General features: G+C 72.9%; 24 protein-coding genes. 14 read left to right on the plus strand and 10 right to left on the minus strand.

Going from position 1 to position 22,573, the window contains the following annotated elements; genetic code table 11:
* Positions 1–113 precede the first annotated feature (113 nt).
* Positions 114–833 carry a SigE family RNA polymerase sigma factor gene (locus ACWCP2_RS14385; protein WP_450908889.1) on the plus strand — a complete coding sequence of 240 codons (720 nt, stop codon included), beginning with the start codon at positions 114–116 and terminating at the stop codon, positions 831–833.
* A gap of 129 nt (positions 834–962) precedes the next feature.
* On the opposite strand, the gene ACWCP2_RS14390 is transcribed toward ACWCP2_RS14385, so the two are convergent.
* Entirely contained in the window at positions 963–1,670 is a 708-nt protein-coding gene (locus ACWCP2_RS14390) for a uridine kinase family protein (RefSeq protein ID WP_450908958.1), read from the minus strand.
* Between the two features lie 65 nt (positions 1,671–1,735).
* Between ACWCP2_RS14390 and ACWCP2_RS14395 the strand changes: the two genes are divergently transcribed.
* Positions 1,736–2,092 carry a hypothetical protein gene (locus ACWCP2_RS14395; protein ID WP_450908890.1) on the plus strand — a complete coding sequence of 119 codons (357 nt, stop codon included), beginning with the start codon at positions 1,736–1,738 and terminating at the stop codon, positions 2,090–2,092.
* 105 nt (positions 2,093–2,197) lie between these two features.
* Here the strand turns inward: ACWCP2_RS14395 and ACWCP2_RS14400 are convergent, their stop codons facing one another.
* The 3 genes from ACWCP2_RS14400 to deoC are packed head-to-tail and all read right to left on the minus strand — an operon-like array spanning position 2,198 to position 5,511.
* A complete protein-coding gene (locus tag ACWCP2_RS14400) occupies positions 2,198–3,106 on the minus strand; it encodes an aldehyde dehydrogenase family protein (protein WP_450908891.1) in 909 nt (302 codons plus the stop codon).
* Positions 3,099–4,544 (minus strand): aldehyde dehydrogenase family protein, encoded by a 1,446-nt coding sequence (locus ACWCP2_RS14405; protein ID WP_450908892.1) that lies wholly within the window; start codon positions 4,542–4,544, stop codon positions 3,099–3,101. The genes ACWCP2_RS14400 and ACWCP2_RS14405 overlap by 8 nt, the downstream gene beginning before the upstream one ends.
* Positions 4,545–4,548: 4 nt before the next feature.
* Positions 4,549–5,511, minus strand: a complete 963-nt coding sequence (gene deoC / locus ACWCP2_RS14410; RefSeq protein ID WP_250746380.1) for a deoxyribose-phosphate aldolase — start codon at positions 5,509–5,511, stop codon at positions 4,549–4,551.
* Between the two features lie 236 nt (positions 5,512–5,747).
* Between deoC and ACWCP2_RS14415 the strand changes: the two genes are divergently transcribed.
* The 6 genes from ACWCP2_RS14415 (at position 5,748) to ACWCP2_RS14440 (ending at position 10,289) form a co-directional block, all read left to right on the plus strand.
* Positions 5,748–6,764: a hypothetical protein gene (locus ACWCP2_RS14415; protein ID WP_450908893.1), complete on the plus strand. Its 1,017-nt coding sequence runs from the start codon at positions 5,748–5,750 to the stop codon at positions 6,762–6,764.
* Positions 6,765–7,082: 318 nt separating this feature from the next.
* Complete coding sequence (locus tag ACWCP2_RS14420; protein WP_450908894.1) at positions 7,083–8,042, plus strand: hypothetical protein; 960 nt, start codon at positions 7,083–7,085, stop codon at positions 8,040–8,042.
* Positions 8,043–8,127: 85 nt separating this feature from the next.
* On the plus strand, positions 8,128–8,760 hold the full coding sequence (locus ACWCP2_RS14425; protein WP_450908895.1) for a class F sortase: 633 nt from the start codon (positions 8,128–8,130) through the stop codon (positions 8,758–8,760).
* Between the two features lie 25 nt (positions 8,761–8,785).
* A complete protein-coding gene (locus tag ACWCP2_RS14430) occupies positions 8,786–9,403 on the plus strand; it encodes a PH domain-containing protein (RefSeq protein ID WP_450908896.1) in 618 nt (205 codons plus the stop codon).
* 104 nt (positions 9,404–9,507) lie between these two features.
* Positions 9,508–10,023 carry a VanZ family protein gene (locus tag ACWCP2_RS14435; RefSeq protein WP_450908959.1) on the plus strand — a complete coding sequence of 172 codons (516 nt, stop codon included), beginning with the start codon at positions 9,508–9,510 and terminating at the stop codon, positions 10,021–10,023.
* Positions 10,024–10,073: 50 nt separating this feature from the next.
* Positions 10,074–10,289, plus strand: a complete 216-nt coding sequence (locus ACWCP2_RS14440) for a PspC domain-containing protein (protein WP_450908897.1) — start codon at positions 10,074–10,076, stop codon at positions 10,287–10,289.
* A gap of 7 nt (positions 10,290–10,296) precedes the next feature.
* On the opposite strand, the gene ACWCP2_RS14445 is transcribed toward ACWCP2_RS14440, so the two are convergent.
* The 3 genes from ACWCP2_RS14445 to ACWCP2_RS14455 form a co-directional block, all read right to left on the minus strand.
* Complete coding sequence (locus ACWCP2_RS14445; RefSeq protein ID WP_450908898.1) at positions 10,297–11,130, minus strand: hypothetical protein; 834 nt, start codon at positions 11,128–11,130, stop codon at positions 10,297–10,299.
* A gap of 166 nt (positions 11,131–11,296) precedes the next feature.
* On the minus strand, positions 11,297–11,572 hold the full coding sequence (locus ACWCP2_RS14450; protein ID WP_450908899.1) for a hypothetical protein: 276 nt from the start codon (positions 11,570–11,572) through the stop codon (positions 11,297–11,299).
* Between the two features lie 139 nt (positions 11,573–11,711).
* The gene (locus tag ACWCP2_RS14455; protein ID WP_450908900.1) at positions 11,712–12,860 is read right to left on the minus strand and encodes an adenosine deaminase; all 1,149 of its coding nucleotides are present in this window, start codon (positions 12,858–12,860) and stop codon (positions 11,712–11,714) included.
* A 114-nt stretch (positions 12,861–12,974) separates the two neighbouring features.
* On the opposite strand from ACWCP2_RS14455, the gene ACWCP2_RS14460 reads away from it, so the two are divergent.
* Positions 12,975–13,694 carry an alpha/beta hydrolase gene (locus ACWCP2_RS14460; protein ID WP_450908901.1) on the plus strand — a complete coding sequence of 240 codons (720 nt, stop codon included), beginning with the start codon at positions 12,975–12,977 and terminating at the stop codon, positions 13,692–13,694.
* Between the two features lie 360 nt (positions 13,695–14,054).
* Positions 14,055–15,203 carry a LuxR C-terminal-related transcriptional regulator gene (locus tag ACWCP2_RS14465; RefSeq protein WP_450908902.1) on the plus strand — a complete coding sequence of 383 codons (1,149 nt, stop codon included), beginning with the start codon at positions 14,055–14,057 and terminating at the stop codon, positions 15,201–15,203.
* On the opposite strand, the gene ACWCP2_RS14470 is transcribed toward ACWCP2_RS14465, so the two are convergent.
* Entirely contained in the window at positions 15,139–16,080 is a 942-nt protein-coding gene (locus ACWCP2_RS14470; RefSeq protein WP_450908903.1) for a LysR family transcriptional regulator, read from the minus strand. The two genes, ACWCP2_RS14465 and ACWCP2_RS14470, sit on opposite strands and share 65 nt — an antisense overlap.
* Positions 16,081–16,179: 99 nt before the next feature.
* On the opposite strand from ACWCP2_RS14470, the gene ACWCP2_RS14475 reads away from it, so the two are divergent.
* The 4 genes from ACWCP2_RS14475 (at position 16,180) to ACWCP2_RS14490 (ending at position 20,940) form a co-directional block, all read left to right on the plus strand.
* A complete protein-coding gene (locus ACWCP2_RS14475; protein ID WP_450908904.1) occupies positions 16,180–17,460 on the plus strand; it encodes an MFS transporter in 1,281 nt (426 codons plus the stop codon).
* A gap of 98 nt (positions 17,461–17,558) precedes the next feature.
* Positions 17,559–18,782 carry a DUF402 domain-containing protein gene (locus ACWCP2_RS14480; RefSeq protein ID WP_450908905.1) on the plus strand — a complete coding sequence of 408 codons (1,224 nt, stop codon included), beginning with the start codon at positions 17,559–17,561 and terminating at the stop codon, positions 18,780–18,782.
* Between the two features lies 1 nt (position 18,783).
* Positions 18,784–19,824 (plus strand): RNA-binding protein, encoded by a 1,041-nt coding sequence (locus ACWCP2_RS14485; RefSeq protein ID WP_450908906.1) that lies wholly within the window; start codon positions 18,784–18,786, stop codon positions 19,822–19,824.
* Between the two features lie 105 nt (positions 19,825–19,929).
* On the plus strand, positions 19,930–20,940 hold the full coding sequence (locus ACWCP2_RS14490) for a sigma-70 family RNA polymerase sigma factor (protein ID WP_450908907.1): 1,011 nt from the start codon (positions 19,930–19,932) through the stop codon (positions 20,938–20,940).
* On the opposite strand, the gene ACWCP2_RS14495 is transcribed toward ACWCP2_RS14490, so the two are convergent.
* Both ACWCP2_RS14495 and ACWCP2_RS14500 read right to left on the minus strand, forming a co-directional pair.
* Complete coding sequence (locus tag ACWCP2_RS14495) at positions 20,827–21,162, minus strand: STAS domain-containing protein (RefSeq protein ID WP_450908908.1); 336 nt, start codon at positions 21,160–21,162, stop codon at positions 20,827–20,829. The two genes, ACWCP2_RS14490 and ACWCP2_RS14495, sit on opposite strands and share 114 nt — an antisense overlap.
* A gap of 114 nt (positions 21,163–21,276) precedes the next feature.
* Positions 21,277–22,554, minus strand: a complete 1,278-nt coding sequence (locus ACWCP2_RS14500; protein ID WP_450908909.1) for a thymidine phosphorylase — start codon at positions 22,552–22,554, stop codon at positions 21,277–21,279.
* Positions 22,555–22,573 lie beyond the last annotated feature (19 nt).

Here is a 22,573-nt window from a genome sequence, read left to right on the forward strand (position 1 = left end):
CCACCGCCCGGACCCTGTGACAGGCCTGTGACAGTCGCAGGACACCGCGGTTATCTCGGCCGGGCAGTCTTCTTGGCAACGGACCAGACAGACTCCACGACGGGGGGCGCGAGATGAACACGCTGCACAGCATCAACACCAGCGCGATTGTCACGCGGCTGCACGATGTGAACCGCCGCACGGCAATCCGTACGGCGACGGCCCCTTCGCGGCGGCCGGCTCACGTGGTGGCCATCGACGCGAAGACCTACGAGCGCCCCTCCGTCCCCGCCCAGCGCACGCCGGGCTCCGCGGACGTCCCGGACTCCTCCAACGAGGCCGAGTTCACCGCGTACGTCCAGGAGCGGCGCGCCGCCCTCTACGCGACGGCCTTCCACCTGACCGGCGACCGCTACGAGGCCGAGGACCTGCTGCAGACCGCGCTGTTCTCCACGTACCGCGCCTGGGACCGCATCAGCGACAAGGCCGCCGTCGGCGGGTACCTGCGCCGCACGATGACGAACCTGCACATCAGCGCCTGGCGCCGGCGCAAGCTGAACGAGTACCCGACGGAAGAACTGCCGGAGACGGCCTCGGACACGGACGCCATGGGCGGTACGGAGCTGCGCGCCGTGCTGTGGCAGGCGCTCACCCGCATCCCGGAGCCGCAGCGCACGATGCTGGTGCTCCGCTACTACGAGGGCCGCACGGACCCGGAGATCGCGGAGATCCTCGGCATCAGCGTCGGCACGGTGAAGTCGAGCATCTGGCGCTCCCTGCGCCGCATGCGCGAGGACGAGGCGCTGAGCTTCGGCCGCGACGAGGCGGAGTCCTTCGAGGACCTGGTCGCCTAGAGCGGCCTCCACACAGACCAAAGGGCCAGGGGGCCCGTCCTGCGGGGGTGGGACGGGGGCCACGGGGGCAAAGGGCGGGATCGAGCGGACGGGGGTCCGCACGGTCCCGCCTTTTGGCGTGCGGAGACCTCAGGCCGACACCGGGGCGGCCGGGGCCCGGTGGCGTCCCGCCGCGGCGGCGGCCAGCCGCCCGAGCGCCTCGTCCCGGCCGCAGGCGTGCGCGCCCAGCGCGGTGTGCCGGGCGACGATCCCGCGCTCGGCCCGCATCAGCCGCCAGCCCCGCCTCAGGAGCATCGGCACCGACTTGCGCCCCTCGCGCAGGTCACGGGCCAGACGCCGCCGGAAGGTGGTGCTGGGCCGCCCGCGCAGGCAGATCGCGTCCGCCAGCAGCCCCAGCTCCTGGCACCGCACCACGACGTCCGCCGCGAAGATCCCCTCGGCTATGAACAGCGGGGTCGGGGAGATGTCCAGCGCCTCCGTACCGACGCGCGAGGAGGTGGCGATGTCGTAGACGGGAACCTCGGTCCGCCCGCCCGCGCACAGCTCGGCGATCGCGGCCACGGCCGCCTCCGCGTCCCAGGACAGCGGCGAGTCCCAGTCGGTGTCGGCGCTCCCCTCGACGAGCGGGAGGGTGGGGTCGTCGCCGTCCTTGTAGAAGTCGTCCAGGCGCAGCACGGGCAGCCCGGAACGGGCCGCGAGCGAGGACTTGCCGGAGCCCGAGGGTCCGGTCAGCAGGACGACACGCGTAGGCGAAGGAGAGGAACAGCTCACGGAACAACAGTGTGAACCATTAACTCGGGCAGGGGACCTACCCAAAGGTCCGTTGGTATCCAGGATCACACCTCCACTACGCTGCGTGCGCACGCGACTACCGGACCGTACGAACCCACAGGCGGAGATCCATGGCACGTCACGCAGCCCCCAAAGCCCCCCACGCCAAGGCGCTGCGCAGCGCAGGCCTGACGCTCTCGATGGCAGGTGCCGCCCTCGCGATGGCCGCGGGCGGGGCGCAGGCCGGTGAGCTCGACGTGCCGGCGGCCCTCGCGGGGGTCTCCGACCCGATCTCGAACCTCAAGGTGAATCCGCTCGCGCACACCGGAGTGGACCCGCTCGACAACGGCGTCGCCACCCAGGTCGCGGATTTCCCCGCCGTCGGCACCGGGATGGTCACCGGGATCCTGACCCGGGGGCCGTCCGTCGGCGAGCTGCCGACCGCGGCGGTCTCCTCGCTGCTCGGCCCGGTCGCCCCGAAGCGCTAGGAGCGGCGGGAGCCGCAGGAGCCTTCGGCACGAAGAGGCCCCGGCAGCGCGGGGGACGCTGCCGGGGCCGGTCTTCGGGGACTCTCGTACGGGTCCGGTACGGCTCTAGTACGAGGAGCCGCCCGCGCCCAGCGAGCCCGTGGGGTGCCAGACGGTCTTGGTCTCCAGGAACGCCGTCATGCGCGCCGTGCCCGGGTCCGCGCTCCAGTCGTCCACAGGCTGTGGACGCAGGACGCGCTTGAGGTTGTCCGCGGCCGCGATCTCCAGCTCCTTGGCGAGCGCCTCGCCGGCGCCCGCGAGGTCGATCGCGTTGACGTCCTGGTGGGACGCCAGGTGCGGGCCCATCTCGGCGGCCTTGCCGGACAGGATGTTGACCACGCCGCCGGGCAGGTCCGAGGTGGCCAGCACCTCGCCGAGGGAGAGCGCCGGGAGCGGCGCCTTCTCGGAGGCGATGACGACGACCGTGTTGCCGGTGGCGATCACCGGGGCGATCACGGAGACCAGGCCCAGGAAGGACGAGGCCTGCGGGGCGACGACGGTGACGACGCCCGTCGGCTCCGGGGTGGAGAGGTTGAAGAACGGGCCCGCGACCGGGTTGGCCCCGCCCACGATCTGGCCGATCTTGTCGGTCCAGCCGGCGTACCAGACCCAGCGGTCGATCGCCGCGTCGACGACGGCCGCGGCCTTGGACTTGGACAGGCCCTCCGCCTCGCCGACCTCGCGGACGAACTGCTCGCGGCGGCCCTCCAGCATCTCGGCGACCCGGTAGAGGATCTGGCCGCGGTTGTACGCGGTCGCGCCCGACCAGCCGCCGAAGGCCTTGCGTGCGGCGACGACCGCGTCGCGGGCGTCCTTGCGGGAGGACAGCGGGGCGTTGGCCAGCCACTTGCCCTTCGAGTCAGTCACCTCGTACACCCGGCCGCTCTCGGAGCGGGGGAACTTGCCCCCGACGTACAGCTTGTAGGTCTTGAAGACGCTCAGACGCGCCGTAGAAGACGAAGAAGACTCAGACATCGAGGTAGCCCTCCAGGCCGTGACGGCCGCCTTCGCGCCCGAAGCCCGACTCCTTGTAGCCGCCGAAGGGCGAGGTCGGGTCGAACTTGTTGAACGTGTTGGCCCAGACGACGCCCGCACGGAGCTTGTTGGCCACCGCGAGGATGCGGCTGCCCTTCTCCGTCCAGATGCCGGCGGACAGGCCGTACTGGCTGTTGTTGGCCTTGGCGACGGCCTCGTCGGGCGTACGGAAGGTCAGCACGGACAGCACCGGGCCGAAGATCTCGTCGCGGGCGACGGTGTGCGACTGGGAGACGTTCGTGAAGAGCGTCGGGGCGAACCAGTAGCCGGCGTTCGGCAGTTCGCACGGCGCCGACCAGCGCTCGGCGCCCTCCGCCTCGCCGGTGTCCGCGAGGGCGGTGATCCGGGCGAGCTGCTCGGCGGAGTTGATCGCGCCGATGTCGGTGTTCTTGTCGAGCGGGTCGCCCAGGCGCAGCGTGGTCAGCCGGCGCTTGAGCGAGTCGATCAGCTCGTCGTGGATCGACTCCTGGACCAGGAGGCGCGAGCCCGCGCAGCAGACCTGGCCCTGGTTGAAGAAGATGCCGCTGACGATGCCCTCGACGGCCTGGTCGATGGGGGCGTCGTCGAAGACGATGTTGGCGCCCTTGCCGCCCAGTTCCAGGGTCACCTTCTTGGAGGTGCCGGCGACCTGGCGCGCGATGGCCTTGCCGACGGCGGTGGAGCCGGTGAAGGCGACCTTGTTCACGTCCGGGTGCTCGACGAGGGCCGCGCCCGCGTCCCCGTACCCGGTGAGGATGTTGACGACGCCCTTGGGCAGGCCCGCCTGGCGGCAGATGTCCGCGAAGAAGAGCGCGGAGAGCGGGGTCGTCTGGGCCGGCTTGAGCACGACCGTGTTGCCGGTGGCGAGCGCCGGGGCGATCTTCCACGCGAGCATCATCAGCGGGAAGTTCCACGGGATGACCTGGCCGGCCACGCCGAGGGGGCGCGGGTTGGCGCCGTAGCCGGCGTGGTCGAGCTTGTCGGCCCAGCCCGCGTAGTAGAAGAAGTGCGCGGCGACGAGCGGGAGGTCCGCGTCGCGGGTCTCCCGGATCGGCTTGCCGTTGTCGAGGGTCTCCAGGACGGCCAGCTCGCGGCTGCGCTCCTGGATGATCCGGGCGATGCGGAAGAGGTACTTGGCGCGCTCGGAGCCGGGCAGCGCGGACCACTTCTCGAAGGCCTTGCGGGCGGCCTTCACGGCGCGGTCCACGTCGGCGGCGCCGGCCTGCGCGATCTCGGCGAGGACTTCCTCGGAGGCCGGGGAGACGGTCTTGAAGACCTTGCCGTCGGCGGCCTCGGTGAACTCGCCGTCGATGAACAGCCCGTAGGAGGGCGCGATGTCGACGACGGAGCGCGACTCGGGGGCGGGCGCGTACTCGAATGCGGATGTCTGCGTCTTCATGGTCTCAGTCCACCGTCACGTAGTCGGGACCGGAGTAGCGGCCGGTGCTCAGCTTCTGGCGCTGCATCAACAGGTCGTTGAGCAGGCTGGAGGCTCCGAAGCGGAACCAGTGGTTGGACAGCCAGTCCTCGCCCACGGTCTCGTTGACCAGGACCAGGAACTTGATCGCGTCCTTGGTGGTCCGGATGCCGCCGGCCGGCTTCACGCCGATCTGGATTCCAGTCTGCGCCTTGAAGTCGCGGACGGCTTCGAGCATGAGGAGCGTGTTCGCGGGGGTCGCGTTGACCCCGACCTTGCCGGTGGACGTCTTGATGAAGTCGGCCCCGGCCATCATGCCGATCCAGGAGGCGCGGCGGATGTTGTCGTACGTGGACAGCTCGCCGGTCTCGAAGATCACCTTGAGGCGGGCCGCGCTGCCGTCGGGGCGGACGCAGGCCTCCTTGACGGAGCGGATCAGCTCGTAGGTGTCGAGGTAGCGGCCGGCGAGGAAGGCGCCACGGTCGATGACCATGTCGATCTCGTCGGCGCCGGCGGCCACGGCGTCGGCCGTGTCGGCGAGCTTGACGGGCAGGGCCGCGCGGCCGGCCGGGAAGGCGGTGGCGACGGAGGCGACCTTGACGTCGGCGCCGTTCAGGGCGGCCTTGGCGGTGGCCACCATGTCCGGGTACACGCAGACGGCGGCCGTCATGGGCGTGGTGCGGTCGGTCGGATCGGGGTTGGCGGCCTTGGCGGAGAGCGCCCGGACCTTGCCCGGGGTATCCGCGCCTTCCAGCGTCGTCAGGTCGATCATCGAGATGGCGAGGTCGATGGCGTACGCCTTGGCCGTCGTCTTGATCGAACGGGTGCCGAGGGAGGCCGCGCGGGCCTCCAGGCCGACAGCGTCGACGCCGGGCAGCCCGTGCAGGAAGCGGCGCAGCGCACTGTCGGACGTCGTCACGTCAGCGAATGCGGTGAGGGTGGTGGGCATGGTCACCACATGAGCATATCTACGCGCGTAGCGACCTGTCACCCCCTCCCCCCGTTTCATTCGGAATCGGACACCCCGTTTGCTGTGACGCGGCCAGGACACGGAGCGGATGATTCGGGCACTCGCGATCAATAAATTTGTTTTCAGCAGCCCGCCGGACCCTCGGACGAAGACCGACACGGACAACGCGGCATGCGGCACGTCCCTTCCTCCCCATTCCGCTTCAAGGAGTCGTCATGCGCACCGCCGCCCGCACCGCCCTCGCCGCCGCCGTTCTCGCCGGGGCCCTCCTCGCCCCCGCCGGGGCCGCCTTCGCCGCCACCCCGGCGAGTGCCACCGTCGCGGCGCCCTCGGTCCCCGACCGTTACGCCGGCACGCCCGTCCTCCTGACCGAGGGCGTGGTCGCGGTGCTGCGCAACAGGTCCGAGGGCCCCGAGGCCTGGATCCGCGCCGTGCCGAAGGACTGGAAGCAGGGCGACAGCTACATGGGCCGCGTCCTGACCGTGGTGGACTTCAAGCACCCCACGGCGACGGTCGAGGGCCTGCGGCTCCGGTTCGTCGAGGAGGACGTGCACCACCCGTACCTCTCGGTGACCAAGGACGGCAGGACGACCACCCACCCGTTCCCGAAGGGACAGGGGCCGGAGTGCCTGTCCGAGCCGGTCAGGCAGTCCATAGGGGTGGGCGCGGTGGCCCTGCTCATGACGAGCCCGAACGGTCCGGTCGCGCAGCTGGAGTTCGCGGAGGACGGCCCCGGCGGGCACACGACGCTGACCCGCGCCAACCCCGCCCTGCCGAAGGGCGCCGCCATCCCGGCCCGGATCCTGAACGCGAGCTCCGCGAAGCCGGTCTTCGAGTGGAAGACCGCGGGAGGCGCCGCGTCGTACGGCCACGCGACCTTCCCGGCGCTGCCCAAGGGCTGCACCTTCGACTACGCCTTCACGAAGGCGACCGAGAAGCCGCAGCCGCAGACCCGGCCGTCGACCGGGCCCTCCGCCGAGCCGAGCGCCACCACCCCCGCCGGCCCCAAGCCGCAGACCGGCGGCCAGACCGTCGTCGTACCCAAGGGCGCGGTCGCCGCCGGCGCCGTCGTCCCGGCGGCGGCGGGCGCCCCGGCCGCCCCGGCCACTGCGGCCGCTGCGGGCGGGGACACCGGCAACGCGGGCGCGGTGGCGGCCGGCGCCGGTCTGGTCGCGGCCCTCGGCGCGCTCGGCGCGAGCGTGATGCTGCGGCGGCGCCGCGCCCAGGGCTGATTCCCGGCCCGCCCGGATCGCGTACCGCGTCCGGACGGCGCACTCCGTCAAGACCCCGACTCGCCTGCGGCGGGCCACCCTCGTGGTGGCCCGCCGCAGCCGTTTCACCGGGGGTTCCCCGCCCTCCGGTTCAGCCGGAATCTGACGGCCCGTTTCCTGTTACGCGGCCAGGACACGGAGGGGATCGTTCACACGCACAAGATCCGTAGATTCTTCTTCAGCAGCCCCGCCACACCTGACCCGGTGAACCCGACCGAACAGACTCAACGCGGCATGCGGCTCTCTTCCACTTTCCTCACCCATGCCTCAGGAGTCGTTATGCGTACCGCCCTCCGCACCTCGATCGTCATCGCCTCGCTCGCCGGTGCGATGCTCGCTCCGGCCGCCGGCGCCGCCTTCGCCGCGCCCGCCGCCCACTCGGTGGCGGGGGCGAACGCAACGGCCGCGCCGGTCGTGAAGGTGGCCATCGGCGACAACCTGGTGGCCCACATGAGCAACTCCGCGGCCCAGGGTCCGCGGGTCGCCATCCACATCGTGGAGGACGGCGTGACCCGCCCCAAGGCGATGACGGTCCTCGACCGCTCCCACACGGCGTACTCGGCCCAGGGCACGACCTTCACCCTCACCAGGGCCCAGTCGGCCGAGCCGGTCCTCACCGTGTTCGTGGCGGGCGCCAAGGGCGGCACCACCACGTCGTTCCCGCTGCCCAAGGGCGCTGCGACGACCGACAAGTGCGTCTCGCCGGTCAAGCGCGTCGACATCGGCGAGGGCAGCGTCGCGGACCTGACGATGTCCCCCGAGGGCCCCAAGGTGTTCGCGCACTCCGCCGACCCGGCCCAGACGTGGTCGCTGACGCTGACCCGCACCAACCCGGTGGGCCGGGACACGCGCATCGTGAACCCGAGCGGCGCCCAGCCCCGCTACGAGTGGTCGAACCCCCAGGGCGGGGTCCACGTCCCGCTCGGAAGCGCCACCTTCCCCGCGCTCCCCAAGGGCTGCAAGCCGAACTACACGGTGCACAACGACACGGCCACGCCGGCGCCGAAGCCCTCCACCAAGCCCGCCGGCACCAAGCCGCAGACCGGCGGTCAGACCTCCGTCGTCCCCAAGGGCCCCGTGGCCGCGGGTGCCGAGCTGCCGGTCGGCAACCTCGCGTCCACCGGCAACGCCGACAGCGCCGACAACACCGCCACGGTGGCGGCCGGCGCCGGTCTGATCGCGGTCTTCGGTGCGCTCGGCGCGAGCGTGTTCCTGCGCCGCCGCCGCGCCCAGGGCTGACCCGCACCCCGTTCTGATCCCGACTCGCCTCCGGCGGGCCACCCCTCGCGGTGGCCCGCCGCGGCCCGTTCCGCCGGAGACTCCCATGCCGCGCCCGCCCCGCCGCGCCGCCCGCCCGCTGATCGCCGCCGTGTTCCTCGCCGCCGCGCTGACCGGATGCGGCGGTGGCGCGCCCGCCGCCCCGCCCGCCGGCCCGGCCGCGGCCTCCGCGCCGCCCGCCGTCGCTCCCGCCTCCGCTCCGGCGGCCCCGGCGACGGCCGCCCCGATGGCCGCCTCGGTGCCCGTACGCGTACGGATTCCCGCGGCCGGGGTCGACGCCTCGCCCCTGCTGTCGCTCGGCCTGGCCGCCGACGGCACCGTCGAGGTGCCCTCCGTGGCCGACGGGAACCGGATCGGCTGGTACGACAAGGGCGTCACGCCCGGGGAGACCGGGCCCGCCGTACTGATCGGCCACTTCGACACCGCCCGGGGCCCGGCCGTGCTCAAGGACGTCTCCAAGGTGCGCGTCGGCGACGAGGTGACCGTCTCCCGCGCGGACGGGAGCACCGCCGTCTTCCGGGTCCGGGAGCTGGAGCAGGTCGACAAGAAGCACTTTCCCACCGACAAGGTCTACGGGAACACCGCCCGCCCCGAGCTGCGCGTGATCACCTGCGGCGGTGAAATCACCGAGGGGCACCGGCCCGACAACATCATCCTGTATGCCGATCTCGTGGGGTGAGACGGCTTGAGGCACAATCGGCCGCATGAGCAGCGATCAGCCCACCGAAGAGCCGGCGTACGACGACCGGGTCTACCGCTCCACGATGGCCACCGTCACCGGAGTGGTGCTGCTGGCACTGCTCGCGTGGCTCTGCGGGGACGCCGTGGTGCGGGGCTCCGGGAACGTCCCGTGGATCGCCCTCGCCGTCCTCCTGTGCGTGGCCCCGCTCATCGCCGCGTTCACGGTCCGTCCCGCCGTCTTCGCCGGCGCCGACCGGCTGCGGGTGCGCAACCCCTTCCGCGTCATCGAGCTGCCCTGGGCCGCCGTGGACACCGTGCGCGCCCGGTTCTCCGCCGAGGTGCTGGCGGAGGGGGCGACGTACCAGCTGTGGTCCGTTCCGGTCTCCCTGCGGGAGCGCAAGAAGGCCAACCGGCGCCAGGCGGGCCGGCTCGGCCTGGGCAACGGGCAGGCCCGGACCCCGGACGAGGACATCCGGCGCGCCACAGCCGACCAGATCGTGGAGGACCTGCGGGAGCTGCAGGAGCGCGGCGCTTCGCGGCCCGGCGCCCAGGGCCCCGTGAAGGTCTCCTGGTCGTACGAGATCATCGCGCCCTGTGTCGTCGGCGCGCTCATCCTGATTGTGCTGCTCGCCACGGGCTGACCGGCGGTTTCCCCGGAACCGCGGGCACCGGAACCCGCGTCTCCACTGGCGTGCACCGTCTCAAGGGCAACCGTGTCAAGGGCAGCGGCAGCGCTGCCGTACACCTGTGGATCCGGCTCCTCGCCGGGGTCCTGCTGATCGCCCACCTCCTCCTCGTCGGCTGGCTGATGCTGCGCCCGCTGGACGTTCCCTGGGCGGCGGCCGCCAATCTGACCCCGCTGGAGGGGATCAGGGCGGACCTCTCCTACGGGCCCCTGGAGGCCGCCCGCCGGATCGGCGGCGGGCTGGCGCTGCTGGCCCCGCTCGGGGTGCTGCTTCCGCTGATCAGCGGCCGGGTGGAGCTCTCGCCGCTGGCCACGTGGTCCTCGCTGGCCCGGACGGCCGCCGCGGGCGCGCTGGTCTCGGTCGGCATCGAGATGTTCCAGATGGCGGTGCCGGGTCAGGTGGTCGATGTGGATTCGGTGCTGCTGAACACCCTCGGCGTGATGCTCGCGCACCTGGCCGTCGTGCCGGCCCTGAGGTTGCGGCTGCGGCGTTCTCAGGGGGATACCCCGAGAATTACCAGGGTCGGGCTCGGCCCCTGGACCGACGTTCTGTCCTCTGTTCAGCGGGAGTATTGAGGCATCGCGGGAAAACGTCCCGCGGACCGCACGACGACCGAGGAGAGACCATGAGCGCCCTTGCCCGCCCCCGTGACGGACGATGGATCGGCGGAGTCTGTGCCGGTCTGGCGCGCCGATTCGGAATATCCGCGAACACGATGCGGATCATCTTCGTCGTCTCGTGCCTGCTGCCCGGCCCGCAGTTCCTGCTCTACCTGGCGCTGTGGGTGCTCCTGCCGAACGAGAAGCCGAGCGCCTCCTCCGCCGCCGCCACCGGCTGGTAATCGGAATTCAGCGCGCGGCGCGGACCTTCTGGAGCTGCTTGTCCGCGACCTCGTGCGGGACCTGGGGGGTCTGGCGCCCGCCCGTGACGTTGAGCGCCATGAGGCGCATGACGGTGTCGCCCTGGCGGACGACGACCAGGTGCACCTGGGCGGTGACGCCCTCGGCGGCGGCGGTCGTGGTCCAGCTGACGCTCTCGTCGCCGCCCGTCTTGTAGTCGGCCGCCTTCACGTCGCGGTAGGTGCCGCTCTGCTTCTCGACGGTGGCGGTGAACCCGGTGGCACAGGCGGCCACGGCGTCCTTCAGCCGGGCGATCAGCGCCTTGGCGTCGGACTCGGCGTAGGAGCTGACGGAGGCGGAGACGGCCAGGCCCAGTTGCTTCTGGGAGCCGATGCCCCGGTTGACGGTCTCGCGGGCCGCCGGGTCGGGCTTGTCGCCCATGATGTCGGCGAGCGGCTGGCAGGCCTTGCGGTCCGCCTGCGGCTGGCCGTCGGGGGCGTGAGGGTTCTTGCCGTTCGCGGAGATCTGGTACCCGGCCAGGTCGCCCTGTTCGAGAGCCGCGCGCTCCAGCCGGCTGGAGCCCCGCCGGGGGGCGGTCGTGCCGCCGGTGCCCGCCGTGGCGCCCGTCCCGGCGCCGCCGGTGTCCGCGGAGCCGGGGGCTCCCGCGGCCGCGGACGCGCCGGACGAGCCTGCCGACCCGGACTGCCCGGACCGGCCGGGTGCGCTCGCGGAGCCCTTCGGGTCCGGCCCCGTGCCGGAGGCGGGGGTGTTCGTACTTCCGCAGCCCGCCATCACGGACAGCAGGGCGGGGAGCAGCACGGCCGTGGCCGTTCGTGCCTTCATGCGCATGACCGAAACCTCATACCCAGGGTGTTGGCGGGCAGTTGGCGGTGATCCTGGCACATGCCGCGACGCGGCACACACCTGCTCGAAGAGGTGTGCGCCGCGTGGGCGTGCGTACGAATCGCGTACGGGTCGTGTACGGATCCGAGCGGGGATCCGGAGTGGATCAGGCGCCGAGGCCGCTGGTCGGCAGACCGCCGAGCAGGCCGGTCACCGTGCCGAGCGCGGCGGCCGGGTCCGAGGCGTCGGGGGCCTGCTGGCCGTCCTCGGGGCTCACGTGCTGCTGGCTGGTCGCACCCTGGACCGCGCCCGTGACGGTGCCCAGCGCGTCACCGAGACCGACGGCGGGGACGGCGGCGGCCGAGGCGGTACCGGCGGCGACGGCGGCGAAGGCGGCACCGAGAGCGGCGACACCGAGGGTCTTGGCAGCTGACTGCTTCATGAAGAATCGTCCTTGCGACGGGGAAATGAGCGGCTCCGCAAACTAGTCACTTCAAACCCCCTCCCGCAAACATCATTCAATACGAGAAAGCGCCCGGGAATTGCTCCTCCCGGGCGCTTTCAGTCCGTCACGCCATGGCCTAGGCCGAGACGGAACCGCTGGTGGAAGCGGTTTGACGGAACAGCCATTCCGACTTCAGCTCCGCATAACCGGGCTTGATCACGTCGTTGATCATGGCCAGTCGTTCATCGAAAGGAATGAACGCGGACTTCATCGCATTGACGGTGAACCACTGCATGTCGTCGAGCGAGTAGCCGAAGGTGTCGACCAGGTGCTCGAACTCACGGCTCATGCTGGTACCGCTCATCAGCCGGTTGTCGGTATTGACGGTCAGCCTGAAGTGCAGTTTCCGCAGCAGGCCGATCGGGTGCTCGGCATAGGAGAGCGCCGCGCCCGTCTGCAGGTTCGACGTCGGGCACATCTCCAGCGGGATCCGCTTGTCCCGGACGTACGAGGCCAGGCGGCCCAGCGTCACGGAACCGTCGGCGGCGACCTCGATGTCATCGATGATCTTCACGCCGTGGCCGAGCCGGTCGGCGCCGCACCACTGCAGGGCCTGCCAGATCGACGGCAGGCCGAAGGCCTCGCCCGCGTGAATGGTGAAGTGGTTGTTCTCGCGCTTGAGGTACTCGAAGGCGTCGAGGTGGCGGGTGGGGGGGAACCCGGCCTCGGCGCCGGCGATGTCGAAGCCGACGACGCCGTTGTCGCGGTAGCGGTTGGCCAGCTCCGCGATCTCCAGCGCGCGGGCCGCGTGCCGCATCGCGGTCAGCAGCGCGCCGACGCGGATCCGGTGGCCGTTGGCCTTCGCGCGGCGCTCGCCCTCGCGGAAGCCCTCGTTGACCGTCTCGACGACCTCTTCGAGGGTCAGGCCGGCTTCCAGGTGCTGCTCGGGCGCGTAGCGGATCTCCGCGTAGACGACGCCGTCCTCGGCGAGGTCCTCGGCGCACTCGGCGGCCACCCGGAACAGGGCCGCCTTCGTCTGCATGACCGCGCAGGTGTGGGCGAACGTCTCCAGGTAGCGCGGGAGGGAGCCGGAGTCGGCGGCTTCCCGGAACCAGACGCCGAGCTTGTCGGCGTCGGACTCGGGAAGGTTCTCGTATCCGACCTCGCGCGCCAGCTCGATGATGGTCCCGGGGCGCAGGCCACCGTCGAGGTGGTCGTGCAGGAGCACCTTCGGGGAGCGGCGGATCTGATCCGGGGTGGGCAGGTTGAGGGTCTCGCTCGTCATCTGGGCACTCTAGCTCCTACGCGCGTAGAGCGGTGAGACGGAGTCCGCCCCCGATATGTAACAGTGACCGCGCGGACGGGTGGCGTACACCTCGGCGTCTGAGACTGTTCCGTCATGGCACAGCATGCGCCGCCGGCGCGCGGGGCCCGCCTGGGGCGGGCGGCCGGCGCGACCGGCTCGGTCTCAACGGTCAGTGGTGTGGTGCTCCTTCTCCCCGGAGCGTCCAGATTGTCCCCCGGTCCGGTGCGTCCGCTGGCTCGGGCCCTGGCCCGCGCGGGCGCGGCGGACGGGCTGGTCACGCACCAGGTCATCCACGGCGCGGGCACCCGCGAAGGGGACGCGGAGTGGGCCGCGGACGAGGTGGTCCGGCGGTACGGGGACGTACCCGTCTGCCTGGCCGGGTACGACGCGGGCGGCCGGGCGGCGCTCGCCGCGGCCGGCCACGAGGCCGTCAACTCCGTTCTGGCGCTCGCCCCTTCGCTCCCCCGGCAGTCCGCGGCCGACTCCCCCGAACCCGTGAAGCAGCTCTCGGGGCGCCGGGTCCTGATCGTGCACGGCACCAACGACGCGCGCAGCGACCCGGAGTTGTCCTACCGGCTGGCCATGCGGGCGAAGAAGGCAAACCGTACGACGTGCCGCTTCGAGGTGCACTCGGACGGGCACGGACTGCGCGAGCACCAGGACGAAGTCGTGGCCCTGTCAGTGGACTTCGTGCTGGGTTCCGTGTTCAGCGGGCCCTACTCGCGGCCGGTCACCGACGCGCTGGCGGCTCCCCCGCCGCTGGGTCTGCGGATGCCGCTCGCCTCGGGCTACGGGCGGTCCCTGCGCGGCTGAAGGCGCCGGGCACCCGGCGCCGTCACCCGGCGTGGGGGTGCCCGGTGCTGGGTGCCCGGTGCTGGGTGCCCGGATGTGGTGGCGGTCGCGCGGGGCCGTCCGTGCCGGCCGCGCCGTCCCCTCCCGGCCGGATGACATGAGCGGGCCCGGCGCGACCACCTGGAGGCACACGCCCGCGCGAGGGCGCGGTGCCAGGCCGGCGAAGCGCGGACGTGGGAATGCCCGCGCCCTCCCCCGAGAACGCCGTGGTACCACTGTGCCGGTTAGGCCTATCCTCACGAAGATCGGAGGGCATCGTCTTGGTGCCTTGCGGGAACACGAGGGGTTTACACATCGGCACAAGCCGGGACGAATATGCATATGCCATCGGATGAAACGGAGCGGCTGAGCCCCGTGGCCCGCCGTCTTTACGCGTACGCGGCCGAACGGCACGCCTTCTCCGAGACGGAGGCCGGCGAGGAGCTCGGCGAGTCCGTCGGCGCCGCCCTCACCGAGCTCGCGGCGGCCCACCTGATCCAGCCCCGCTCCCTCCCGGCCGCCACCTCGGACGGCGGCCCGGACGGCGGCCGCCCCGGAGAGCCCGCCGGGACGCACTGGAGCGCCGTCTCCCCGCGGGCCGCGGTGGCCCGGACGCTGGCCCCGCTGGCCCTGCAGGTGCGCGAGACCCACGACGAGATGGACCGGCTGCGCGTCCGCCTGGAGGAGCTGCTCCCCGCCTACGAAGCGGGGACCGACCGGCGCGACCGCGGCGGGGCGAACGCCCTGGAGCTGGTCACCGACCCGGCCGCGCTGCAGGACCTGATCGGGGAGCTCGTCGCCTCGGCCGAGTCCGAGGTGCTGACCTGCCACCCGGGCGGCGGGCGCAGCACCGCGACCCTGGAGGGGGCGGTGGTGCGGGACGAGGCGATGCTGGCCCGGGGCGTGAAGATGCGCACCCTCTACCAGCACACCGCCCGCTACTCCCGCCCGACGGCCGCCTACGTCGAGCGGGTGACCGCCCTCGGCTCGCAGGTCCGTACCGTCGGCGACGGGCTGATGCGGATGATCCTCGTCGACCGGCACACCGGGCTGATGGAGGTGCACGACGACATCAAGGCGGCGCTGGTGGTGCGCGAGCCCAACGTCGTCCACTTCATGGTGCAGGCCTTCGAGCGCTGCTGGTCGGAGGCCGAGCCCTTCAGCACCACCATCGGGCCGGAGCAGGCCCGTTCCATCTCCGACGAGCTGCGCCAGACCATCGTGCGGCTGCTGGCGGAGGGGCTGGAGGACAAGGTCATCGCCCGCCGGCTCGGCATGTCGGAGCGGACCTGTCAGCGGCACATCGCCGAGATCATGCGGGCGGTGGGGGCCAAGTCCCGTTTCCAGGCCGGGTTCCTGCTGTCGGCGACGGCGACGGCGACGGCAGCAGCGGCCTCCGCGGCATCCTCGGACGCGACGGCCCCGCTCACGCACCCTCCGGCTGGAGCTCCGGGATCAGACGCCCCCGACGGGACAGCAGGAACCGCTTGAACTCCGCCACCGGCGGCGTGTCCGGGTGCCCGTCGAGCCAGGCCACCCCGATCTCACGGACGGCGCGCGGGGCGGTGACCGTCAGCTCGACGACCCCGGGCCGGGCCACCGCGGGCGGCGGCAGCAGCGCGACGCCGAGGCCGGCGGCGACGAGCCCGCGCAGGGTCTCGGCCTCCTCGCCCTCGAAGGCGACCCGGGGCGTGAACCCGGCCTCCGCGCACAGGTCGTCGGTGATGCGGCGCAGCCCGTAGCCGGGCTCCAGGGTGACGAAGGTTTCCTCGGCGGCCTCCGCGAGGCGGATCCGCTTGCGCCCGGCGAGCCGGTGGTCGTCGGGGACCACGAGCCGCAGTCGCTGCTCGTCGAGCCGGCGGGCCACCAGGTCCGGGGCGTCGGGCAGCGGTGAGGTCAGGCAGAGGTCGAGCTCCCCGGCGCGCAGCCGCTCCAGCATGGCCTCGCCGTAGTTCTGGACCAGGGAGAACCGTACGCCGGGGTGGTCGGCGCGGAAGGCCCGGATCAGGCCGGGCACGGTTTCGGGGCCCAGGGTGTGCAGGAAGCCGAAGGCGACCTTGCCGAAGGACGGGTCGGCGTCCTGCTGCACGGAGCCCGCGGCGCGGGCGATCTCGGCCAGCGAGCGTTCCGCGGAGGCGAGGAAGGTGCGGCCCGCCGTGGTGAGCGCGACCGTACGGCCCTTGCGGGCGAACAGCGTGACGCCCAGGTCCTGTTCGAGGCGGACCATGGCCCGCGACAGGGTGGACTGCGGGACGCCCAGCTCCTGCGCGGCGCGGGTGACGTGCTCGTGCCGGGCGACGGCGGCGAAGTACGCGAGGCGCGGGGCCAGCGTCTGTGTCACGGCCATGTCTTCTTCGTAACGACTCATCGATAGGCACCCATCTGACCTGGGTTGATGCACGGATGGATCGATTATCTCGATGTTGTGCATTGGACGCATGAAAAGGACGGCCCTACGGTCGTAGGCATGCCTCCCGCTCATACCGGGGCATCCGTCATCCCGGGTGCCTCCACCCCGTCGTTCCCCGCCTCCGTACCCGAGGCGCACGAGCCCGGCCGTCCCGGCTACCGCCGCCTCAGCCTGGCGCTCTTCGCCGCCGGACTGGCCACCTTCGCCCTCCTCTACTCCACCCAGGCGCTGCTGCCCGCGATCTCCGAGGGCTTCGGCGTGACGGCGGGTCAGGCCAGCTGGACGGTCTCCGCGGCCACCGGCGCCCTCGCCCTGTTCGTCCTGCCGCTCAGCGCACTGTCGGAGCGCTTCGGCCGGACCCGGATGATGACCTGCTCGATGGTGATCGCCGTCGGCGTCGGCCTCCTGGTGCCCTTCGCGCCGAACCTGGAGTGGCTGATCGCGCTGCGCGCCGTCCAGGGCGCGGCGATCGCCGGCGTCCCGGCCTCCGCGATGGCGTACCTGGCGGAAGAGGTGAAGCCGAAGGCGCTGGTCGCCGCGATCGGCCTGTTCGTGGCGGGCAACTCCATCGGCGGCATGAGCGGCCGCCTCGTCACCGGCTGGGCGGCCCAGGCCTGGGGCTGGCGCGGCGGGCTGCTGACCGTCGGCCTGATGTCGCTGGCCTGCGCGGCGGCGTTCCTGGTGCTGCTGCCCCGGGCCCGGTTCTTCCGCCCGGCCTCGCTGAACCCGCGCGCGGTGGGACGTACCGTCTCCGGGCACCTGCGCGATCCGCTGCTGCTGCGGCTGTACGGGATCGGCGCGCTGTTCATGACCGTGTTCGGGGCGGTGTACACGGTCATCGGCTACCGCCTCGTGGACGAGCCGTTCTCGCTCGGGCAGGGCCTCATCGGCTCGATCTTCCTGGTCTACCTGGTCGGTACGGTCTCCTCGGCGGCGGCCGGGCAGCTGGTGGCCCGGCTGGGCCGGCGCGGGGCGCTGTACCTGGCGGTGACCACGACGGCGGCGGGCCTGTTCCTGTCCCTCGCGGAGTCCCTCGTCGCGATCCTCCTCGGGCTGGTCCTGATCACGGCGGGCTTCTTCGCCGGGCACGCGGTCGCCTCGGCGGCGGTGAGCCGGACGGCGAAGACGGGCCGCGCGCAGGCCTCGGCGCTCTACCAGTCGGCGTACTACGTCGGCTCCAGCGCCGGCGGCACGCTGGGCGCCCTCGCCTACCACTCGGCGGGCTGGGCGGCCACGGTCACCCTCGCCCTGCTCGCGGTGGCCGGGGTCGTCACCATCACCCTGTACGGGTCCCACGTGGCCCGCAGCGCCCGGATCGCGGCGCTGCCGACGCACTGAGAACTGCCGCCCAGCAGCCCGGCCGCCCAGTCGCCCGGCCGCCCAGTCGCCCAGCCGCCCAAGGGAGTCGCAACCGGCGGATGGCATGATCACCGACCATGTCGACAGTCACCCTTCACCTCATACTCGGCAGCACGGTCAGCATGATCGTCCCCGCCCGCGTGGTGGAGTCCGGCGACGGCGGCCTGCTCCTGTGGGTGGCCCCGGGCACCCCGCTCTGGCGCGCCACCCTCCCGCCCGGCACCCACCTGCGGGACCTGCCGCCGGAGGGCTCGTACCCGCTGCGGCCCGACCGGTGGCGGCACGGGGGCGCGCTGATCCTGCAGCCGGCCGGGGCGGGGCACGCGGTGTGGTGGAGCTTCACGAGGGGGCTGGAGTTCCGCAGCTGGTACGTGAACCTCGAATCCCGTGTCCGCACCCGGGACGGCGAGGACGTCCACGTGACCGACCAGGAACTCGACATCACGGTGACCCCGGACCGCGCGTGGGAGTGGAAGGACGAGGAATCCTTCGCCGCGAAGACGGGCCACCCGGTGTACTGGACCGCGGCCGAGGCCGCCGCCATCCGCGCGGAGGGCGTCCGCGTCACGCGGCTCATCGAGGCGGCCGCCTACCCCTTCGACGGCACCTGGTGCGACTTCCGCCCGCCGGCGTCGTGGACCGTCCCGGACCTCCCGGAGCTGCCGCTCGGTACGGTCGACGCCCCCTCGGGGGTGCTCCTGCTGGGCACGGGCGGCTGGATCGGCCACCGGCCGGACGGTGACCCGCCCCGTTCGGAGCGGGCCTTGGCGCTCGCGGAGAGGGGCGGCGGCCCCCTCCACGACGGCGGGGCCGCCGGGCCCGGACCCCGGGGCCACGAGGCCGTGGCCGTCCCGGCCGCCGCCGGCCGGCCCTTGGAGGTCCGGGCCCGCACCGTCCCCTCCCCCTTCGACGGCGAGCCGGTGATCTCGACCCTGGAGACGGCCCTCGGCCTCCCCTGGACCCACGGCCCCGCCCCGGTCCCCCTCGGCGACCTCCCGGTCGACCGCCGCGGCATGGTCCTGGGCGACGCCCGGGCCCTGGACGCCTTCGCGTCCGGGGACGCGGCGGCCGGCCTCCTCGGCCGGGCCCGCCGGAGCCACCCGCTGCGGACCGCGGCCGTCGAGGTCGGCGGCTGCCGGGTGCTCGGGATCGGCTGGGACCCGGGGGACCCTTCCGTGCGGCACCGCGGCGAGCGGGCGCACGGGCAGGTGTATCCGGTGACCCTGGAGGAGCGCGCGGGCGAGAGCGTGCTGCGGTGGACCGTCCCGCCGTACGGAGCCGCGCCCGAAGGCGGGGTCTGACGTGCCGTTCCTGCCCCACGCGTACCGGGTGACCAAGTACCACCCCGCCGACCGGGCGCCCGACGGGACCTACCGGGGCACCGAGGACACCGACAGCGACCACGGGCCGGTGGAGGCCGCGTACCTGGCGGCCGTTGCCGCCTTCGCGCGCGAGAGCGGGGTCGACCAGCTCACCGTGCGGGAACCGCAGGTCAGCGGCGGGTCCGGGTCCGGATGCTTCGGGCGGGAGCCCGCGATGGAGGGGTACGGGCTGACGGGGCTGTTCCCGGACGGCCCGGCCGGGTTCCACGACGGTGCGCGGGTGCCGCTGGCGGTCGCGCTGGAGCTCGTGCGCGGCATGCTCCGCGGCGACGGGCCCTCCTGCCGGATGGAGTCCACGGAGGAGGGCCGGCAGGTCTTCACCGTGGAGGTCGGGTGGGACCTGTACGTCTACGTCGCCTCCCGCACCCCGTGCCGGGCGGCCGTGGCCCGCACCCGGGAGCTCGGGATCTTCGCGGAGCCGATCGACTTCTCGCCGTACGATCCCGAGTTCGACGGCCCGTACGAGCTGCGGGCCGCCGACGAGGAGTTCTGGGAGCGGGTGCGTGCGAGCGCCGCGCGCGGCGAGGCGGGGCTCGTCGAGGAACAGCAGGCCTGGACGCGCTGGCACCGCATCGACGGCGACGGCCACGCCGACGGCGACGGCGACGGCGACGGCGACGGCGACGGCCACGGCACCGGCCTGCGCGGACGGCTCGGCGCCTTGCGGGCCGGGCTGGCCCCGCGCGCACGCCTGCACGTCTGGCCGGGGCTGTCCGCCGACACCGCCGGGCTGCTCGCCGGGCTCCCGGAGGAGTTCTCGCTGGAGTGCGTCTGGGAGGACGCGGACGGCCGGATCCGCAGCGCCGGGGTCGACGAGGAGGACCGCGCGGAGCTGGCGGAGGTGCTCGCCGGGGCACGGGCCGCGGCCCTGCTGCCGGTGTACGCCGACGCGCACGATCCCCTGTTCACAGGCGTGCTGCCGGACCCCGACGGGGTGGTCCGGGCCCGGTGGCAGGTGTAGCGGAACGTTCCGCCGGCGGGCGGCGCGCCGCGTGCCGGGCTGCGGTTGTCAGACCCCTCGGGTAGTTTCCGAAGGACCGGGAACCACCCAGGGGGATCAAGGGACATGACCGAAGCCACCGAACTCGCACCCGACCTCGACGCGGCGCTCGACCGCTACCGCGTGGAGCTCACCGGTTACTGCTACCGCATGCTCGGCTCCGCCTTCGACGCCGAGGACGCGGTGCAGGACACGTACATCCGTGCCTGGCGGAGCTACGCGAAGTTCGAGGGCCGCTCCTCCCTGCGCTCCTGGCTGTACCGGATCGCCACCAACGTCTGCCTGGACCTGCTGAACGCGGGGAACAAGCGGGCCCGGCCGATGGACCTGAGCGCCCCGCAGCACCAGGCCTCCGCCGTGCTCAACGAGCGGCCCGAGGTGACCTGGCTGGAGCCGGTGCCCGACGGGCGGGTGCTGCCGCAGACCGCCGACCCGGCGGAGATGGCGCTGGCCAAGGAGTCCGTACGGCTCGCGTTCGTCGCCGCGCTCCAGCACCTGCCGGCGAAGCAGCGGGCGGTCCTGATCCTGCGCGAGGTGCTCGCCTGGAAGGCCGACGAGGTCGCCACCCTGCTGGACACCACCGTCGCCTCGGTGAACAGCGCCCTGCAGCGGGCCCGCGCCACCCTCGCCGCCACCCGGATCCGGGAGAGCGAGGCCGCGGACCCGCTGGACACCGGCCAGGCCAAGCTGCTGGAGCAGTACCTCGCCGCCTTCGAGGCGTACGACATCTCCCGGCTGACCGCCCTGCTCCACGAGGACGCGGTGCTGTCGATGCCGCCGTTCGACCTGTGGCTCCAGGGCCACGAGGACATCGCGGCCTGGCACCTGAACCAGGGCATCGGCTGCAAGGGCTCGCGGCTGGTCCCGACCACGGCGAACGGCATGCCCGCCTTCGGCCAGTACCGGCCCCGGGAGGACGGGCGGCCCGGCTGGACCCCGTGGGCGCTCCAGGTGCTGGAGGTGTCAGACGGCAGGATCGCCGGGCTCAACGCCTTCCTGGACACCGCCCGGTGGTTCCCGCTCTTCGGGCTCCCCGAGCAGCTCGACGAGGCCTACGAGGTCCAGCAGGGCGCGTAAGGGCGGGCCGACCCCGGCCACCCGGAAGGGCCGGCCCCCGGCGGTGAGCCGCAGCCGGGCCAGCGCGTTCACGTGGGCCAGCCCGGGCACGCCCACCGCGGCGGCGTCGCACACCACCTCGCTCGCCCCGGCGTCGTAGAGCAGGGCCAGCCGGGCGCAGAGCAGCGCGGCGTCGGCGGCGGTGGGTCCGGGCCCGGGCAGTACGAGTCGTGTGATCGTCACGAGAGGATGACTCGCCCGCGGCCCGGAACTCATCGGCGCCGCGGCGCCGCCCCGGCATGCGGAACGGGACCGGCGGGTGTCCACCGGTCCCGTTCAGCCATGCGGGTGGGGAGGTCAGGCGATGCGGTCCAGCACGATCGGGGTCGCCGAGAAGGCCGTGCCCGGCGCCGCGATGTCGAAGGTGCCGTCCAGCGCCGCCAGGGCGTAGTCGAACTTCTCCGGGGTGTCGGTGTGCAGGGTCATCAGCGGCTGGCCGGCCGTGACCGTGTCGCCCGGCTTCGCGTGCAGCTCGATGCCCGCGCCCGCCTGCACCGGGTCCTCCTTGCGCGCGCGGCCGGCGCCCAGGCGCCAGGCGCCCACGCCGACCCCGTACGCGTCCAGCCGCGTGAGCACGCCCGAGGACGGGGCGGTGACCACGTGCTGGTCCCGGGCGACGGGCAGCGCCGCGTCCGGGTCGCCGCCCTGGGCCGCGATCATCCGGCGCCAGACGTCCATCGCGGAGCCGTCGGCCAGGGCCTTCGCCGGGTCGGCGTCCTTGATGCCCGCGGCGTCCAGCATTTCCCGGGCCAGGGCCAGGGTCAGCTCGACGACGTCCGAGGGGCCGCCGCCGGCCAGGACCTCGACCGACTCGCGGATCTCCAGGGCGTTGCCGGCGGTGAGGCCGAGCGGGGTGGACATGTCGGTGAGCAGGGCGACCGTCTTGACGCCGCTGTCCGTGCCCAGGCCCACCATGGTGCGGGCCAGCTCGCGGGCGTCCTCGATGTTCTTCATGAAGGCGCCGGTGCCGACCTTCACGTCCAGGACGAGCGAGCCGGTGCCCTCGGCGATCTTCTTGGACATGATCGAGGAGGCGATGAGCGGGATCGCCTCGACGGTGCCGGTCACGTCGCGCAGCGCGTAGAGCTTCTTGTCGGCCGGGGCCAGGCCGTCGCCGGCCGCGCAGATGACGGCGCCGGTGGTGTCCAGGACGTGCAGCATCTCCTCGTTGGAGAGCAGGGCGCGCCAGCCGGGGATGGACTCCAGCTTGTCCAGGGTGCCGCCGGTGTGGCCGAGGCCGCGGCCCGAGAGCTGCGGTACGGCCGCGCCGCAGGCGGCGACGAGCGGGGCCAGCGGCAGGGTGATCTTGTCGCCGACGCCGCCGGTGGAGTGCTTGTCCGCGGTCGGGCGGGAGAGGGAGTCGAAGTTCATCCGCTCGCCGCTGGCGATCATCGCGGCGGTCCAGCGGGCGATCTCGGTGCGGTTCATGCCGTTGAGCAGGATGGCCATCGCCAGCGCCGACATCTGCTCGTCGGCGACCACGCCGCGCGTGTACGCGTCGATGACCCAGTCGATCTGCTCGGGGCTCAGTTCACCGCGGTCGCGCTTGGTGCGGATGACGGAGATGACGTCCATGGAAGTGCTTCCTTCTACG

The sequence above is a fragment of the Streptomyces sp. NPDC002104 genome, from assembly GCF_053593795.1.